At 45.1% G+C, this 14355-nt stretch carries 10 protein-coding genes; 9 read left to right on the top strand and 1 reads right to left on the bottom strand.

From position 1 onward, the window contains the following. The first annotated feature begins 16 nt into the window (after window positions 1-16). Entirely contained in the window at window positions 17-577 is a 561-nt protein-coding gene (locus KDW99_RS18830) for a TIGR00730 family Rossman fold protein (protein ID WP_255826979.1), read from the top strand. Window positions 578-642: 65 nt separating this feature from the next. On the opposite strand, the gene KDW99_RS18825 is transcribed toward KDW99_RS18830, so the two are convergent. Beyond that, on the bottom strand, window positions 643-3087 hold the full coding sequence (locus KDW99_RS18825) for a penicillin-binding protein 1A (RefSeq protein WP_255826977.1): 2445 nt from the start codon (window positions 3085-3087) through the stop codon (window positions 643-645). A gap of 170 nt (window positions 3088-3257) precedes the next feature. Between KDW99_RS18825 and KDW99_RS18820 the strand changes: the two genes are divergently transcribed. From KDW99_RS18820 to gltB, 8 genes are all read left to right on the top strand, one after another. Then, entirely contained in the window at window positions 3258-4223 is a 966-nt protein-coding gene (locus KDW99_RS18820) for a hypothetical protein (RefSeq protein WP_255826976.1), read from the top strand. Beyond that, complete coding sequence (locus KDW99_RS18815; protein WP_255826975.1) at window positions 4192-4902, top strand: hypothetical protein; 711 nt, start codon at window positions 4192-4194, stop codon at window positions 4900-4902. Before KDW99_RS18820 ends, KDW99_RS18815 begins: the two co-directional genes overlap by 32 nt. Continuing rightward, on the top strand, window positions 4895-5338 hold the full coding sequence (locus KDW99_RS18810; RefSeq protein ID WP_255826973.1) for a hypothetical protein: 444 nt from the start codon (window positions 4895-4897) through the stop codon (window positions 5336-5338). The genes KDW99_RS18815 and KDW99_RS18810 overlap by 8 nt, the downstream gene beginning before the upstream one ends. Then, window positions 5310-6077 (top strand): hypothetical protein, encoded by a 768-nt coding sequence (locus KDW99_RS18805; protein ID WP_255826972.1) that lies wholly within the window; start codon window positions 5310-5312, stop codon window positions 6075-6077. Before KDW99_RS18810 ends, KDW99_RS18805 begins: the two co-directional genes overlap by 29 nt. A 42-nt stretch (window positions 6078-6119) precedes the next feature. Beyond that, a complete protein-coding gene (locus tag KDW99_RS18800) occupies window positions 6120-6668 on the top strand; it encodes a shikimate kinase (protein ID WP_255826970.1) in 549 nt (182 codons plus the stop codon). Next, window positions 6668-7774 carry a 3-dehydroquinate synthase gene (gene aroB / locus KDW99_RS18795; protein ID WP_255826969.1) on the top strand — a complete coding sequence of 369 codons (1107 nt, stop codon included), beginning with the start codon at window positions 6668-6670 and terminating at the stop codon, window positions 7772-7774. Before KDW99_RS18800 ends, aroB begins: the two co-directional genes overlap by 1 nt. Window positions 7775-7816: 42 nt before the next feature. Beyond that, window positions 7817-9379, top strand: a complete 1563-nt coding sequence (locus tag KDW99_RS18790; RefSeq protein ID WP_255826965.1) for an SPOR domain-containing protein — start codon at window positions 7817-7819, stop codon at window positions 9377-9379. A 467-nt stretch (window positions 9380-9846) separates the two neighbouring features. Then, window positions 9847-14298 carry a glutamate synthase large subunit gene (gene gltB / locus KDW99_RS18785; protein WP_255826963.1) on the top strand — a complete coding sequence of 1484 codons (4452 nt, stop codon included), beginning with the start codon at window positions 9847-9849 and terminating at the stop codon, window positions 14296-14298. Window positions 14299-14355 lie beyond the last annotated feature (57 nt).

Here is a 14355-nt window from a genome sequence, read left to right as displayed (position 1 = left end):
AGCAAGGAGCGTTAGTGTGAAAGTAGCAATATATTGTGGTTCTGCTGAGGGAAACTCTCCTGAATATACTGATGGAGTGAAAGCCTTGGGTGTATATCTTGCGGAACAAGGAGTGGACATTGTCTATGGCGGAGGCAATGTAGGCTTAATGGGAGTCATTGCTAATTCAGCTTTACAAGCTGGTGGTAAGGTTATCGGTGTGATTCCGGCGCACCTTGAGTCCAAGGAAATTGCTCATACAGGTTTAACGGCACTACATGTGGTCGCTAATATGCATGAGCGAAAAGCTAAGATGAGTGAGTTGGCCGATGCTTTTGTCGCGCTTCCTGGAGGGGTAGGGACACTAGAGGAAATGTTTGAAGTTTGGACTTGGGGGCAACTCGGTCTACATGGCAAACCTTGTGCTTTTTATAATATAAATGGCTTTTACGATCCAATGTTTACTATGGTGGAAAGTATGCAACAGGCTGGTTTTGTGAAGCAGTCCTATATTGACATGATTATTAAAGCCAACACACCAGAGATGCTTTTATCAGCTTTTCAAGCTTATCAAGCACCTCAGCCTAAGTGGAGTTAATGGGCTGTTAAATAAAAAATGCCAGCACTTAGGCTGGCATTTTTGGTGTAAATAACAAACTGCGATCAGAATAAATTCTCTAAGACGTTATTTTCTTGTTTCTCTTCCTGTGCTTCATCACCAACATTGTTGTTAAAGGTTGGTAGGTTTACGTCACGTTGTGGCGGCACATGATCCTTTCTGAATATCTCAAAAATCGCATTAGATTGCCCCGGTAATGCACGTTCTCCAGTATTTGGATCGATTCTTACGGTGACCAAAGAGGACGGTTTGGCTACGAAATCAGTAGGCGTACCTTTTAGTGCTTCACGCATGTAGTCAATCCAAGGTGGTAATGAAACTGAGCCACCCCATTCGCCGCGACCTAGAGGGGATGAGTTATCAAAACCACTCCAAACCGAAGTGACTAAATTACCGTTGAAGCCCGAAAACCATGCATCACGACCATCGTTTGTGGTACCTGTCTTGCCAGCGAGGTCATCACGCTGAAGTACTCTTGCGCGTCGTCCTGTGCCGTATTTAATAACATCTCGCATCATATCGTAGGTGATATAGTTTACTTCTGGGTCGAGTACTTGTGGTGCTATTGGCAAGCTACGAATGCCTTCAGGGGTGTTAAATAATCCCATTTGTTGCTCGCCATCGTTGCTTTTTTCCAGCGGAGTGCAAGTTGAGCAAACCGTCACAGGGTTGGCTTGGAATAGTGTTTCGTTGTTTCTGTCTATGACTTTATCTATTAAGTAAGGTTGTACTTGATAACCGCCATTAGAGAAAACCGCATACCCAGTGGCGATTTGCAGTGGGGATAAGTTGGCACTACCTAAAGATAAAGATAGGTTGTGCGGTAACTCATTTGGATCAAACCCAAAGCGACGTAAGAACTCGAGAGTTGGTCTTACTCCCATTTCGTCAAGCAAACGAACAGAGACGATGTTTTGCGAGCGATAGAGTCCTTGGCGTAAACGAGTTGGGCCATAGAACTTGCCACCGTCGTTGGTTGGTCGCCATGCTGACGCTAGGTTAGAGTCGTTAAAGACCACTGGCGCATCGTTGATAATACTGGCGGCGGTGTAGCCTCGGTTTAACGCGCTCGCATAAATAAAGGGTTTAAAATTCGATCCAGGTTGGCGTTTGGACTGAGTGACACGGTTGAATTTGTTTTCGTAGAAGTTAAAGCCGCCAACTAAAGCTTGAATAGCACCGTCTTTACTGTTCAACGAGATCAGCGCACTTTGTACTTCAGGTTTTTGTGCGAGTAACCATTCGAGTTTATTGCCTGGGCGCAAACGAACAATATCACCAGGCACTAAAACATCCGATACAACGGAAGGCGATTTACCCTGTGCATCTTCGTTAATATATGGTTTTGCCCATTTCATAGCATCCCACGGCAGGGTCGCGCGTTGGCCGTTCGCCAAACGAACGTCAGCAGTGGTTTCTGTTGTTGAAATAACCAATGCTGTTTGCCAGTTGTTAAATCGCTCTACGTCTTGTAGGGCTTTTTCTTGTTCTTCTAATGGTGCATCAATCAGGTCAATACGGGTCTCAATAGAGCCACGGTAACCGTGACGCATGTCATAATCTAGCACACCATTGAAAACGGCCTCATTAGCGGCTTTTTGGCGGTTAGAATCAATTGTCGTATAGACTGTCATGCCAGTGCTATAAAGGTCATCCCCAAAAGTGCTGTAAAGTTCAGAGCGAACCATTTCGGCAATGTAGCCCGCTTCTATATCAGGCATAACGCCGTGGTTCTTTGCAGTAATTGGCGCTTCAACGGCGTTTTGGTAGGCGTCTTTATCAATCATACCGAGCGACAACATACGCTGCAAAATCCAGTTACGACGAATCAAGGCTCGAGAAGGATTTACCACTGGGTTAAAGCGAGAGGGCGCTTTTGGCAGGCCAGCGATCATTGCCAATTGTGCAAGATCAAGCTCGCTTAGGTTTTTACCATAGTAAACTTGCGCGGCGGCTTCGAAGCCATAAGCGCGATTACCTAGGTAGATTTTGTTGACGTAAAGCTCAAGGATTTCATGTTTGCTAAGTTCCCGTTCCATCTTTAAGGCGATAAAGATTTCGGTAAACTTACGGGTATAGGTTTGCTCAAAAGACAGGAAGTAATTTCGTGCTACCTGCATAGTAATGGTACTGCCGCCACCTTGTTTTTGCCCAGTGGTGATGAGCTGAAAAACCGCTCTGCCTAGGCCAAGAATATCAACGCCTGGGTGGTGATAAAAGTTGGTGTCTTCGGCTGCCAAAATAGCATGTTCTAAGTTTTGAGGGATTTCTGCATAATTGATCGGGCTACGACGTTGCTCACCAAATTCACCAATAAGTTGGTTGTCGGCGGTGTAAATACGCAGTGGTATCCTTAACTCGATGTCTTTTAATTCAGCAACGGTAGGGATACGGTCTTTTACGTTGTAATAAACCGCGTAGGTGATTCCTGCTGCACACAGTGCTCCAAAAAGACCTAGAAAGAATAGTATTTTGAGTGTCTTAGCCATATAAATTCAAGTAATACAGAATGAGAAAGTGGCATTATACCTAAGATGATCACAGAATAGGCGGTTAACTTTGCAGCAAATCGTGTTATCTTGATAAAAATTTTGGCATAGAAGCCTAACTAAAAACTTTACACGGTTGCTTATTATTTCAAGGACGAATGATGAAGCTTATGTCTGACTATTCTGTGGCTGTTTATTCAGCTCAGGAATGCAAATTTTATAGTTCTAGCAAAACGGCCAATTTAGCGGACCTTTCCGCTCCAAGAAATGCCCCACTGCCCGATTCGCAGCAATTAGATGCCATCCATAACAGCCTAAAAAACGATCAAGAGTTTGCTTGTTCTCGAGTCATTATTTTAGTGCCTGATGCTTGGTTATCTGTGTCACAGCATAGAGTTGATCACCTTATACCTTCTTCGTTACGTCCTTTGGCCGCATTGAGTTATGCCGTGGAGACGACATTTTCGCCACCTGATAGTTTACTGTTTAGTTATCAATATGAGGCGTTATCAGCGCAACAGTCCCAGTTGGCCGTTTATGCTTGTTCAAGCGGGTGGGCGGAGCAACTGAGTTTGCCCTTTCTATCGATTTCTAAGACGTGTTTGCTTATGCCAATAGGGCAATGGGAAGCAATATCACCGCGTAAGCGCTCTTGGTTATCTTGCTCTTTGCGCGCTTTGTCATTGTATCAGCCGGAAAAACAGAAGCGCTTAAAAACTCGACGGCTTTGTTGGTATTTGGTGGTATTGAGTTTGCTGCTGCATAGTTCGGCCTCTGCTTATTTTTTCTTTTTAGAACAAGAGTCGAAATATGCACAGGCCGAGCGTCAAGCGATACAAGCCACTCAGTCTGCGTGGTCGTCTAGTCATGATAGTAATGAATTTTCTGCCTCAGTATTGGGCTTAATTCAAGCTTTACCTATGTCGGCTCGTCTCGGGTATTTTGAAAGTGAAGATCAACGAGCTTTCCTGAAAATGACATTGCCTGCAAAAGACTTGGCGCTCTTGTTAGTGGTATGGCGGCAACATAATTCAGATTGGCGCTGGGAAGTTGAACAAAAGCCACATCACCTTGCTTCTCCATTGGCTCAAAAGGAGGTGGTGGATGTCTCTATCAAAGTATTTAAAAGCGAGTAAATCTTCTTTAAGCAATATCAATGGCTCAGCGGTATCACTGCTGATTCTCGTGCAAACTGCTATCTGGTATCCATTCTTGTCTCAAGCTCAAGATGAGCTAAATAGACAGGCTAAATTGAAAGCGCGAGCTGAGGCCGACTGGACAAAAACGCAGCAACAAGCGAATCGACTACGCAATATGAGTTTGCTTGATGAGCCATGGGTGCAACACAGAGTGGAAGACTCTGAAGAGGGTATTCCAACGCAATGGTCTATAAGGGGAGCGGCATCTCTTAATGAATGGCAAGCGGTGCTTGAAAAAGTGGAAGAGCGATATGCACTGGGGTTACTGGCGGCATCTTGGCAAAGAGACAAAAACGGGGATTGGCGAGGCCATTTATTGTTTTCTCTTGAGGCCCCCAAGGCGAACAGGGAGTACCATAATTGGTTACCGACCAAATTACGTATGAGCCGCTTTGAGCAGAATGATTGGCAGTTACTGTCAACCATGCGAATGGGCGATAAAACGTCCGCTTTAGTCGCCTACAAAGATACTCGTCATTGGGTGAGCGAGGGGAGTTGGTTACCTGATGCAGGTGTAACTGTTAATGGTGTCTCTTTTGATCGCGTTACCTTGATTTCCAAAGATGGTTCGGAAAAAGCATTGGTTGTACGTGAAAAGGAAGAGAGCGATGAATAGACTGATAATCCAATGCTTGCTTGTGTCTTCCCTCATGGTGCCTCGCAGTATATTGGCGATGGACGTATATTTTGAGTCGCGACCAATACAAGAAATGTTACCTTGGTTGGCATCGCAGATGAATGAAAGTGTGGTGATTAGCCCGGAAATCGATGACGTATTAACCCTTTCGATAAAGGATGCCAGCTGGAAAGATGTGTTGGAGGCCGTTGCCCAACAACCCCATATTCAGCTTGAGTGGCAAGGGCCGGTGGCTGTTCTTATGCCAGCGAAAACCTTATTGGTGGAAGGTGCTGGGAATGTGGCAGCTGAGTGCCAGAGGTCCTATTGGTTGTTGAAACATGCCAAAGCAAAAGACGTCGGTTTGCATTTAAAAACGTTATACCCTGATATTTCTTTAGTGGTCGATGAGCGAACCAATTCCATTATTACTTAATTCTTGTGCTGCCTTCGAAGGCGTTCAGGAAACGCTTGCTTGGTTAGATTCACCGTTAAGACAAATTGAAATCAGCGCACAAATCGCTCAAGTGAGTCGAACTGCTCAATCGCAATTTGGAGTAAACTGGCAAGCTAAGTTGTCTGATGGGGTTCGATCATCGATGGGTGGCGCTATTGATTTAGGTGCCTTGACGCCAACGACGAGTTTAGACTTTTCCAGTCTTGGCGGATCTAGCTTATTGGCGCTCACTTTGGACATGATGGAAAGCGAAGGTTTAGCTGATGTGGTGTCAAAACCTAAAATTGTGACATCGGAAGGTCAACCGGCTCGAATTGAGTCTGGAACGGAAGTACCTTATCAAACGGTTAGTGACGATAAAGTGAGTATTGAATTTCGCCAAGCAGCGCTCATGTTAGAAGTGACGCCGTTTGTAAAAGACGGCGAACATATTTTGTTATCGTTAAATATTCATCAAGATTCTGTTGGCGAATTAGTTAATGGTGTTCCTAGCTTAAAAACCAATCGTTTAAAAACACAGGTGGTGGTGAAAAACCAAGAAACACTTGTTTTAGGTGGGATTTTTCGCGAAGAACGCTTTGAATCAGAGAGTCGAGTGCCTTTCTTTAGTGACATTCCTTTGCTGGGTGAGCTGTTTAAAAGACGTTCAGAGCAGCAAGAAAAGGTTGAATTACTTGTATTTATTACACCAAAGCTGCTACAAATGTCAGTTAACTAGGCCGCAGTCTAAATCTGCTTAACCCCGACGTAATTGAATACAATGATAAAAGCCCCCAATATTATTTTAGTAGGCCCGATGGGCGCAGGAAAAACGACGATAGGCCGTTTGATTTCTCAATCGCTGGATAAAGAATTTTATGACCTTGATAAAGTTATAGAAGATAATGCCGGCGCAGACATTCCTTGGATTTTTGAACGGGAAGGAGAAGACGGTTTTCGTAAACGCGAGACGCAAGCACTGGCCTCAATCGCTGAATCTGACAAAGGTGACTGCGTGTTAGCAACCGGTGGTGGAATCGTGATGCGCGAAGAAAACAGAGACATTCTTCGAGAGAATGCGCTGGTGGTGTATTTGTACGCTTCCGTGGCGCAGCAACTGTATCGCACCTCAAAAAGTACTCATCGACCACTTTTACAAACTGGTGATCCGAGAGCTACATTAAAAAAACTATTTGAAGTACGTGACCCTCTTTATAGAGAGGTGGCGACTTTAGTGATTGAAACAGACTCTCGTCATCCCCGTTCTGTTGCTAATAAGGTGCTCGATGCGATCAAGCGCCATCTTAAAATGGAGATAACTGTATCCTAATGCGCACGTTAACCGTTGATCTTGGCGATCGTAGCTACCCTATTTTTATTGGTAGTGGTATCCGTCAGCAGAAAGCTCTTTTTGATGATGCCATTCATGGTAAACAAGTCATGATAGTCACCAATGACACCATTGCTCCTTTATACCTAGAGTCTATGGTGTCTATGTTATCTTCGGAGTATAAAGTTGACACCTGTATTTTACCCGATGGTGAAGTGTATAAGACGTTAGAAACCTATGGCATGATCATGTCTGCTTTATTGGAAGCAAAGCACAATCGAACTACTACGGTTATAGCTTTAGGTGGAGGCGTAGTGGGTGATATGGCTGGATTCGCTGCGGCGACATATCAGCGCGGTGTGCCTTTTATTCAAGTGCCAACAACTTTGTTATCTCAAGTAGATTCTTCTGTCGGTGGAAAAACAGGCGTGAACCATCCGCTTGGAAAAAATATGATAGGTGCGTTTTATCAGCCTCAAGCCGTGATTATCGATACAGAAACATTATTGAGCTTGCCCCAGCGTGAATTGTCCGCAGGGATGGCAGAAGTCATTAAATACGGTTTGATTTGCGATGTGCCGTTTTTTGATTGGCTAGAGCAAGAAATGCCCCAACTGATGGCATTAGACAATGATAAAATTAGTGAAGCTATCTACCGATCTTGTTTAGCAAAGGCGAATGTCGTTGCTCAAGACGAGAGAGAGGGTGGCATTCGTGCTATTTTAAACCTAGGCCATACGTTTGGTCATGCGATTGAAACTGAAATGGGCTATGGCAAATGGTTGCACGGTGAAGCCGTTGCTGCTGGTAGTATGTTAGCGGTCGATCTTTCTTGGCGTATGGGTAATCTATCAGAACAAGATGTCAGCCGTTCTGTGGCACTTTTTCAAGCCGCAAACTTGCCAGTCTTACCACCTGTCGAAATGACGGTTGAGAGTTTTGTTGAACGTATGGCGCTGGATAAAAAAGTATTGGATGGTAGCTTGCGTTTGGTATTGCTTGGTGCATTGGGCTACGCGATTGTTACGTCGGATTTTCCGATGGAAGACTTTAACTCTAGTCTTCTAGATGCACTTGAAGCGAGTAAGCAAGCTAGCCTTGTTTAATCTTGCTGACTTTTGTTAGTTATTTAACGTTAAAGGACGATTATGCCTAAGCCAGACTTTCAGTTTGATCTAGAGGATGCGCTTAATCAGCCGCCAAAAGCTACGCTGAGGGATCCTTTTGGCTCGAAAGACGCATCACTGTATTTTGCGTCCGAGGAAGGCAATCAACAGCTGGCGTTGCTTGAGCACTTGAGTCGATACAGTAGTTTATTATCTGTCGTCCAAGGCCCGCAAGGCAGCGGTAAAAGTCGTTTTTTAATGGAGTTCGCTCGCCACCAAGATGACACGACGGTCGTTAGCCATGTTAAAGGCACTATGCTGATGACGGCTGGGCAGTTGCTGCAGGCTATTTATGCTGGTTTTGCGAGTCATTTTACACAGCCGCCAAATGAAACCACCTTCGGCCCCTTGCTTAAGTTTTCTCATGATTTAGATGAGAAAGGTCAAGCGGCCTTAGTCTTAATTGATAATGCCCAAGAGCTAAATACCGATGCGGTGAGCATGTTGCTCGATATGATGTCGTTGGCAACAGAAAATCAAACGGTGCCTCATATTGTCCTGTTTAGTGAATATCCTCTTTCGCGCAACCTAGATGCGTACCAACGATCTCGTTATGAACAATTGAGCCATTCCTTTACCTTAGCGCCTTATTCACTAGAGCAAACTCGTGCTTATCTGTTGCATCGTGTTCGTGCGGTCGGTGGCGGGATTAATTTGCCATTTAATGACAAGCAAGTGAAACAGATTTATCAAGAATCTGGTGGTTACCCGGGTCGAATCAACCAACTTGCCCAAGCCATGATGGGCAATGGTGATAAGCCCGTAAAATCAGGTATGCGTTTCAACCTCGCTATTGGCTTTCCTTTAGCGCACATGGCGCTGCTTTCCGTGGTTATGTTGGGGATTTTGGTTGCAGTGTTATTTTCTGATAAGCAGTCTGATAAACCTTCGACGTCATCCTCTGCAGCGGATAGAACGAGTAATGTTATTCCTTTGAGTCCAAGGCAAGGACAGTCATCTCCTGACACGATTGCCCGTATAGATGCTATGCAGCGTAAGATAGGTCAGGAAGGTGAGATCATACTTCCACCAATCCCAGCAGGGACATCATTACCACCGATAAGTACTTCAAATGGCCAAATGGCACAGCAGTCGAACACGCCTTCAATGGTGGCACCTGCTATCTCAACGGCTCCTATTCGTGCTGAAGCTCCTTTAGCGCAAGCAGCACCTACTATTGATGCTCCAGCAGAAGAAGTGTCACCTAAAAACGAGCAAGCTAATCTAAAAGTCTCACAAGATCGTTTTGATAAGACGGAGTGGTGGTTATCGCAGAACCCAAATCGTTATACCTTGCAGTTATTAGGGACACACAATAAAGGTACTGTTCAGGACTTTATTCGTGATCAGGGCGGAGTGGATGCTTTTGGCTACTTTAAATCAAAACACAATGGCAAAGATTGGTTCGTCGTTGTGTATGGCACTTATCGTAACCGTAGTGAAGCTATCGCAGCCGCAGAAACCCTACCTAAAGATATTCGAGATCTTAACCCTTGGGCACGAAGTGCTCGTGGCATACAGGACGATATTAAGAAAGCTCAGTGATTTTGCATCACCCGAAATAGTGCCAAGGCAGCTACAGTCTGGGTTGACCTAGCCATTCGCCATGTATTTGAGTCGAAAATATGTCGTTAAAAGACACTTTTGTGAGCTTTTTGTATGGCAAATTTATAAATTTAGTAAAATTAACTGTAATCCACTGAAAAACATGAATGAACAGTGGAATTTTCTGTTTGCAAAAACTCCAGCCATAGATAATTCTCTAAGTCCGCGTTATTTGCCGCTAAAACCCCTATAAAAAACGCCAAAATAACATAAAGCATGCCTATGCTCGTTTGAGTAGTGCTCTGCGTCAGGGTAGTATGATCGTCCATTTCGGTGGTATTTTGGGTAGATGATAGTCATTCTCGAAGCGAGTTCTTTCACGCTTTCGCTTTTTAGCCCAGCCGCCTGATAATCGAATTTATATCTAATCTTTATTTATTTTACGTTTCAACTGTGGGAGTTGGTGTATGAATGCAGGCCTTTATCGTCCTGGCGAGTTCAAAGACAACTGTGGCTTTGGCTTAATTGCTCATATGGAAGGCAATACTAGCCATGAATTACTTAAGACAGCCATTGAGTCTTTGACATGTATGACACACCGTGGCGGCATCGCTGCTGATGGCAAAACGGGTGACGGCTGTGGTCTTCTTATCCAAAAGCCGGATCTGTTTTTACGTGGTGAAGCACACGCTTTATTTAATCATACCTTGTCTGACCTTTACGGTATCGGCATGGTGTTCCTTGATCAAGATGACGCGCTGGCAAGTGAACAGCGTGAAACCTTAACAAAAAAGCTGACCGACGAAGGGTTGAATGTTGTTGGTTGGCGTGAAGTGCCAATCGATGCGTCTTGCCTTGGTGTTATCGCGATGGATTGCCTCCCTCGTATTGAGCAAGTATTTGTCGACAGCAATCGTATGGATGCTCGTACTTTTGCAACACGTTTGTTTGTCGCTCGTCGCCAAGCTGAAATCGCGTTGGCGCAATACGAAAACTTCTACATCTGTTCTTTGTCCGACAAAGTGTTGGCGTATAAAGGCCTTATGATGCCAGTGGATTTGCCTTTCTTTTATAAAGATTTGGGCAACGAAAAAATGCAAACTGCGATTTGTGTTTTCCACCAACGCTTTTCTACTAATACGCTTCCTAAGTGGCCGTTGGCGCAACCGTTCCGCATGTTGGCGCACAACGGTGAGATCAATACTATCGAAGGTAACCGTAACTGGGCACTGGCTCGTAGCAGCAAGCTGCGCACGCCGTTGATTCCAGAACTCCAAGACCTTCAGCCGATTGTTAACCTAACAGGTTCTGACTCTTCTTCTATGGATAACATGTTGGAAGTCTTGGTCACGGGTGGTGTGGATATTTTCCGTGCGGCACGTTTGATTATTCCACCAGCATGGCAAAACGTTGAAAACATGGATCCAGAGTTGCGTGCTTTCTATCAGTACAACTCTATGCACATGGATCCTTGGGATGGCCCAGCAGGCTTGGTAATGACCGATGGTCGTCATGCGGTTTGTATGCTTGACCGTAACGGTTTGCGTCCAGCTCGTTGGGTTATTACTAAGAATGGCTTTATTACGCTGGCTTCTGAAGTCGGCACTTATGGCTACAAATCAGAAGATGTTGTATCAAAAGGGCGTGTTGGTCCTGGTCAAATGCTAGTTATTGATACGCAAAACGGCAAGGTGCTGCACACGGATGACATTGATAATCGCCTTAAATCCATGCACCCATACAAAAAATGGTTGAAGCAGGAAGCGATTCGTATTGAATCTTTGTTGGAAGAATCGTCTCTTGAGTTTGAACCTTTCACTAAAGAAGAAATGTCCACTTATCAAAAGATGTTCCAAGTGTCTTTTGAAGAACGAGAGCAAATTTTCCGCCCTTTAGCTGAAAGCGGTCATGAAGCCGTTGGTTCTATGGGTGATGACACGCCGATGGCCGTTATGTCTAGCCAAACTCGCCCAGTGACAGATTATTTCCGTCAGAAGTTTGCACAGGTGACCAACCCACCAATTGATCCACTACGTGAATCTGTGGTGATGTCGTTGGAAACGTGCATCGGTGTAGAGCGAAATTTATTTGAAGAAACGCCAAAACACGCCAATCGAATTATCTTGTCTTCACCTGTATTGTCACCACGCAAATACAGCCGTTTGTTGGCATTAGATGATCACCGTTTCCGTTTGGTTCGTGTGAATACAAATTACAATCCTGAAAAAGTTTCCCTTGAGCAAGCGATTAAAGACTTGCAAGTAAAAGCGGAAGAGGTGGTACGTAATGGCGCAGTTATCTTGGTCTTGACGGATCGTGATATCGAAAAAGGCCACTTGCCTATCCCTGCACCAATGGCAGTGGGTGCTGTGCACCATCATTTGTCTAAGCAAGGTTTGCGTTGCGATTCAAATATCATTGCAGACACAGGTTTTGCTCGTGATCCTCATCAGTTTGCTGTGTTGTTAGGTTTTGGTGCGACAGCGGTTTATCCATACCTTTCTTATCGTTTGATTAACGACATGGTCGATAAAGGCGAAGTTTTGGGTGATCCAATTGCTTGCCACGTTAAATACCGCAAAGGTATTAACAAGGGCTTGATGAAGATCATCTCTAAAATGGGTATTTCAACGATCGCTTCCTATCGTGGTGCGCAGTTATTTGAAGCCGTAGGTTTGGATACGAAAGTGGTCGAGCTATGCTTTAAAGGCGTTCCAAGTCGAATTAAAGGTGCGCGTTTTGAAGATTTCCAAAAAGATCAAGAATCCATCGCGAACAATGCTTGGAAGTTGCGTAAACCGATTCAACAGGGTGGTTATCTAAAATACGTCCATGAAGCGGAATACCATGCCTTTAACCCAGATGTGGTGCGTAACTTGCAAGTTGCTGTAGGCAGTGGGCGCTTTGAAGATTTTACCAAATACACTGATCTAGTGAACAATCGTCCTGCGTCTATGTTGCGTGACTTGTTTACTTTATCTGATAAAGCGAAAGCCATTGCGTTGGACGATGTTGAATCTATTGAGGCTATTCTTCCTCGCTTCGATTCTGCTGGCATGTCTTTGGGGGCCTTGTCCCCAGAAGCTCATGAAGCCTTGGCGCAAGCGATGAACGAATTAGGCTGTCGTTCAAACTCTGGTGAGGGTGGTGAAGATCCTGCTCGTCACGGAACTGAACGTCGTTCTAAGATCAAACAAATCGCTTCTGGCCGTTTTGGTGTCACACCAGAGTATTTGGTTAACGCAGAAGTGTTGCAGATTAAAGTAGCGCAAGGCGCCAAACCAGGTGAAGGTGGTCAGTTGCCTGGCGGTAAAGTAAACGGCTTAATCGCTCGTCTACGTTACGCAGTTCCGGGTGTTACCTTGATTTCACCTCCACCGCATCATGATATTTATTCTATTGAGGATTTGGCTCAGCTGATTTTCGATTTGAAACAAGTTAACCCAGATGCCTTGGTATCAGTAAAACTGGTTTCTGAACCAGGTGTTGGTACGATTGCGGCAGGTGTTGCAAAAGCCTACGCGGATTTGATTACCATCTCTGGTTATGATGGTGGTACAGCGGCGTCGCCAATGACCTCGATCCGCCATGCGGGTTCGCCATGGGAGTTGGGTCTAGCAGAAGCGCAACAAGCCCTTCGTTCTAACGATCTTCGCGGCAACATTCGTCTACAAACAGACGGTGGTCTAAAAACCGGTTTGGATGTTGTGAAAGCGGCGATTCTGGGTGCGGAAAGCTTTGGCTTTGGTACGACGCCAATGGTTGCCATGGGTTGTAAATTCTTGCGTATTTGTCACTTGAATAACTGTGCGACAGGTGTGGCGACTCAAGATCAAATGCTGCGCGATGAGCATTTCATCGGCACCGTTGAAATGATTAAAAACTTCTTCCGCTTTATGGCTGAAGATACTCGTCAATGGTTAGCGAAGTTGGGTGTTGCCAGCTTACAAGATTTGATTGGTCGTACAGATCTATTATCTATCTTGCCGGGTGAAACGGACAAACAACGCAACTTGGATCTATCACCAATATTGCAAAACGATCTGATTTCAGCAGACAAAGCACAGTACTGTCAGACGCCATTTAACCCACCACACGATAAAGGCTTATTAGCTTTGAAAATGTGGGATACGGTAAAAGAAGTGGTTGAAGAGAAAGAAGGCGGTGAGTTTGCTTTTGACGTGACCAACTGTGACCGTTCTATCGGTGCGCGTTTGTCGGGTGAGATTGCGAAACGCTACGGTAACCAAGGTATGTCTGATGTGCCACTAACATTGAAACTGACCGGTACAGCGGGTCAGAGTTTCGGTGTATGGAATGCTGGCGGCTTACATATGTACCTAGAAGGTGATGCGAACGATTACGTTGGTAAAGGCATGACCGGTGGCAAGTTGATTATTCGTCCTCCAAAAGGATCTGTCTTCAAATCACAAGATTCTGCCATTATCGGTAACACCTGTTTGTACGGTGCGACGGGCGGTAAATTGTTTGCAGCGGGTACGGCTGGTGAGCGCTTTGCGGTACGTAACTCAGGTACTCATACCGTTATTGAAGGTGCAGGCGACCACTGCTGTGAATACATGACCGGCGGTATGGTGACAGTACTTGGTAACACCGGTTACAACTTTGGTGCGGGTATGACAGGCGGTTTCGCTTACGTACTCGATTTAGACCGTACCTTCGTGGATAAGTACAACCATGAATTGGTGGAAATTCACCGTATCGGTACGGAATTAACGGAAGAGTATCGTTCACACCTTCGCTCTGTGATCGAAGAATACGTCCGAGAAACTGACAGCGAATGGGGCCAAGAGATCTTAGAAAACTTCTATGACTACATTGGCAAGTTCTGGCTAGTGAAGCCAAAAGCCGCCAGTTTAGGCGCGCTATTGGCAAGTACTCGTCAACGTCCGGAATAAAACACGCTGTTATAGCGCTTGGTTTGTAATGAAACGAACCAAGCGTTGTGAACGAAT

This window comes from Marinomonas rhizomae (assembly GCF_024397855.1).
GTDB lineage: Bacteria > Pseudomonadota > Gammaproteobacteria > Pseudomonadales > Marinomonadaceae > Marinomonas > Marinomonas rhizomae_A.
This window is presented reverse-complemented; position numbering and strand designations above follow the sequence as displayed.